2 protein-coding genes are annotated in these 3,312 nt (G+C 57.6%); one reads left to right on the forward strand and one right to left on the reverse strand.

Going from position 1 to position 3,312, the window contains the following annotated elements:
- Positions 1-640: 640 nt before the first annotated feature.
- Positions 641-2,050 carry a group II intron reverse transcriptase/maturase gene (gene ltrA / locus IAE77_RS09115; protein ID WP_294225024.1) on the reverse strand — a complete coding sequence of 470 codons (1,410 nt, stop codon included), beginning with the start codon at positions 2,048-2,050 and terminating at the stop codon, positions 641-643.
- Positions 2,051-2,668: 618 nt separating this feature from the next.
- Between ltrA and IAE77_RS09120 the strand changes: the two genes are divergently transcribed.
- The gene (locus IAE77_RS09120; RefSeq protein WP_294225027.1) at positions 2,669-3,124 is read left to right on the forward strand and encodes a hypothetical protein; all 456 of its coding nucleotides are present in this window, start codon (positions 2,669-2,671) and stop codon (positions 3,122-3,124) included.
- The last annotated feature ends 188 nt before the right edge of the window (positions 3,125-3,312 follow it).

The raw sequence follows: 3,312 nt of genomic DNA on the forward strand, positions 1-3,312 counted from the left end.
CGCGCCACGCGCCTCCAGCTAAACGAGTCTTGCCTCCGCCTCCTGCTCGGATACACTCCTTCACGTTCGGCCAAGAAACTGAGTCCGCCGCCATTTGTCGTCCATGTTTAGTCATCGATTTGTCAGTCGATCTTTCGGGGTTGGTGTGATCGGAGCGATTGCGCTTCTGATCTCATATTTCTGTCTTCCCCACCCGGAGTATGAGCGAGTATCCAGCCCAGACGGACGTTTTATTGCTGTCGCCACTTACCCACCTTGGGCCGGATTTGTCCCGATGATGCCAGGTTCAGGAGGCGATAAGGGTGGGTGGATTGAGGTTCTTGGCTCGGATGGGCATAGCTACGGGCGCATCGCCGTTCCGATGGTATCATTCGTGCGAGAGATTGAGTGGACGGCTACCAGCGCACACCTGAAACTGGTCCACGACTGGAGTCTAGTCAGATAATCACGCCGGAACCACATGACATCAGCGACTCGAGAACTTCACATTTTAGACGCAGGCGTCTCGAAGGCTATGACTACCCAGCGATGAACACTATGAACGCAACAAGGCCGAATCGGGTGGAGGTGACGGGATTGCGCCCGTCACCCCTCCCACACCACCCGGCATGCGGCTCCGCACCGGGCGGTTCCAATCAGATCACTGAGCTTTCGTTTTCACTTCGGCTCCGTGATGCAGTTTGATCCAGATACTTCTCAGTTCGGGCACTCCTTGTTCCTTTAACCGTTGGTTGCTCAGGGCTTGTTGCACGATCCGGTTGTGGCTCATGCGCCAGTAGCCCTTCCGGCTTCGGGTTGCCATGTGGACCTCATCGGGATCGGCTCCCAGTTTGATGAGGTTGCGCCTGCGAGTGCGGGGCCTTTTCCATTGTTTCCAATGGTAGAGCCTCACACGCCGCCTGATCCAGTCGTCGAGCTCCAGCACTTCGCGGTAGGTGCGGCTGATGCCAAAGTAGTTCATCCACCCCACGGCGTAGCGGCGCAGTTCGTCGATGACGCTCTGCACGGCATGGCCGCGGTTGCGGCGGGTGATGTCTTGGATTCGCTGCTTGAACCTCGCGCATGCTTTTGCCGTCCATTTGATCGATCCACGGCTGCTGATGCAGAAGCCGAGGAACGAACTCTCGATCAGTGGCCCGCTTTTGCTCTTCGTGCGGTTGACCACGAGCTTGAGCTTGCGCTCGATGAACCGGGTGACGCTCTCCATCACTCGTTGCGCCTTCTTTTCCCCTGCCACCACAATGATGAAGTCGTCGGCGTAGCGGGCATGCACATGCCCTCGGCGTTCGATTTCTTTGTCCAGTGGATCGAGGGTGATGTTGGCTAGCAACGGTGACAAGGGACCGCCCTGCGGCACGCCGAGAGGTGTGGCCTCACGGGTGCCATCGGGCAGCACGACGCCTGCTCGCAGGTAGCGGCCAATGAGGCGCAGCAGTTTCCCGCTGCTGATCTTGGGCCGCAATTGATTGAGCAGGCGGTCGTGGTTCACGGTGTCAAAGAACGCCTTCAAGTCGCAGTCGATCGCGTGGCGGAGCCTTTGCGACCAAGCTGCTTGCACTCGGCGCACTGCTTGATGAGCACTGCGGCTCTCGCGAAAGCCGTAACTGTGGTCGCTGAACTCGCCCTCAAAGAGCGGGGTGAGCACTTGGGCGATGGCTTGCTGGATCACTCGATCCAGCACCGTCGGGACCCCGAGCGGTCTTTGTGACCCATCGGGTTTGGGAATGAACACCCGGCGCACGGGCGCTGGGTGATAGCTCCCTTCTCTGAGCTGGGCGCGTATCCGCTCCCAGTGCTGGCGGGCAAACGCCGGGAACTCTGCGATAGTCATCCCATCCATTCCCGGCGCTCCGCCATTGCGCCTGACTCTCTGCCAGGCGCTCTGCATGTTCGTGGGGTCGAGCACCTGCTCCATCCACGTTTCTGTCTCCTCTTGAACCTCGCCATGCTTCCCGCCGTGCTGAGTTGAGCCGCACCCTGACCACTTGGCGTCATCGGGCAGGCTCCCCGGCACGGGGTCGCTTGGTTCCTCATTGGTTTGGTCCTTCATGCGCTCAGGTGTTCCGGTGTCGTTGTTTAAACGGGCGTCTTCCAGCCCCCGGCCTGCACGTCACTACTATGACCTCTGCTGACTTCTGGGGCGCTCTCACGGCCCAGACCTCCCCAGGTAAGAACACAGTCCTCCCCCGCACTGCCGCCTGATTTACCGGCACGACTTCACCAATGGGTTTTGCTGTGTTGTGCCAGCTCACCCCGTCGCGACGGCGTTGCCTCACTGCGTTCGCCCTGCGGGCAGCCTGCGGCTGGCTGTCTCCGCTGCGCTCCGGCTGTATCAGGTTCTTGTTCATCGGCTCGCAGGTCTTGCGTAGTCTTCTTTCAGCCCGCCGATCACTCGGCGAGCCTTGACTTCGGCTGGTAGTTTCATGAGTATGTTTTCGTCATGTCTGGTTTATCTACAGGGGACTTTAACCCCATCAGGACTGTGCCCATGCTGGGCACACACAAAACGGATGCAGATAACGCTCGTAGATAGTCTGTCGTGTTTTCCATATTTTGCTCCTCGCGTATCTGATCCGAGACGTTCGGCTAACATGCGGTGATCGTGAGGGCCGGAGATTTACCAACGCTTTACAGACGCAGACAACATTTCCAAGGAGACTGCTCGCCTATGAAAAACTTACTTGCACACGTCGTCACTTGCATTGTGTTGTTTTCCGCTTTGGCTCAGGCGGCATCTGACGCGGATGTCACTCTGCTGAAGGTCAAGACGGTCACGATTGAGGAGAGCGTCATCATCGTCGTTGTCGAAAAAGCTAAGACGAGCATCACCTTAATCAGGGACGACCATGATCCTGCATATACTGGGGATACGTGGCATGGAATGCCAGTCAATAGGGTTCAGGTGTTATCCAATGAGGCTACATTCACAATCAAGCAAGATGCCCATTCCGCTCCTGGCGGACCGTTGGCGAAAGCGTGGCAAGAATGCCTGAGAACAGCCAAGGATTTGCAGGATGGCAAGGAAGTCGGACGCATTGGCTTCTACGCTCCCGACATCGTTATCAAGGGCAACCTGATTACTTCCATCACCGGAAGTGGATTTCTCTACCCAAAAGGAAAATGACAGGACTACCCAAGCCTAACCCTGAAGTTAGCTTTGAATCGGGCGTCAAAGAGTGTGGATGAGGTCTTGAGTGTGCTGGCCCGACTTCAAGGGTAACGGTTGTTGAACAAGCCCGGGGTGGGGTGTCCACCGCACTTCACCGGAGCGTGGGGCCTTTTGCGGTTTGCTTTGGCGTGCTTGTGGCTCTG

The organism is Prosthecobacter sp., from assembly GCF_014879935.1.
In the GTDB taxonomy this organism is placed as follows: domain Bacteria; phylum Verrucomicrobiota; class Verrucomicrobiia; order Verrucomicrobiales; family Verrucomicrobiaceae; genus Prosthecobacter.

Coding starts and splice junctions, on each gene's coding strand:
- ltrA (WP_294225024.1), bottom strand. CDS start 2,050: ATGAAGGACCAAACCAATGAGGAACCAAGCGACCCCGTGCCGGGGAGC.
- IAE77_RS09120 (WP_294225027.1), top strand. CDS start 2,669: ATGAAAAACTTACTTGCACACGTCGTCACTTGCATTGTGTTGTTTTCC.